The following is a 420-nucleotide window of genomic DNA, read 5'->3' on the forward strand; positions in this document are numbered from 1 at the left end:
AGGCGGGGCCCGCCGAGACCGTCTACCTGGGCGTCTTCCGGCGCGAGGCGCTGGAGAAGGCCGAGGGGTACAACGTCGAGTTCATCCGCGCCCAGGACTGGGAGCTGAACTTCCGCATCCGCGAGGCGGGCGGGCTGATCTGGTTCTCGCCCGAGCTGAAGGTCCAGTACCGCCCGCGCCCCTCGGTGAAGGCGCTCGCCAAGCAGTACAAGGACTACGGGCGCTGGCGCCATGTCGTCGCCCGCTACCACTCCGGCTCGATCAACCTGCGCTACCTCGCCCCGCCGACCGCCGTCGTCGCCATCGCGGCGGGCCTGGTGGTCGGCGCGGCCGTCACCCCGTGGGCGCTGCTCGTCCCGGGCGGGTACCTGGCCGCGATCGTCGCCGGGTCGGTGCCCGCGGGCAAGGGGCTCTCGCTGA

At 72.9% G+C, this 420-nt stretch carries 1 pseudogene; it reads left to right on the forward strand.

Going from position 1 to position 420, the window contains the following annotated elements:
- Nucleotides 1-420 (forward strand): annotated as a pseudogene (locus RNB18_RS52715) (glycosyltransferase family 2 protein); the annotation flags it as partial.

Origin of the sequence: Streptomyces doebereineriae, assembly GCF_031845645.1 — a bacterium.
In the GTDB taxonomy this organism is placed as follows: Bacteria; Actinomycetota; Actinomycetes; order Streptomycetales; family Streptomycetaceae; genus Streptomyces; species Streptomyces canus.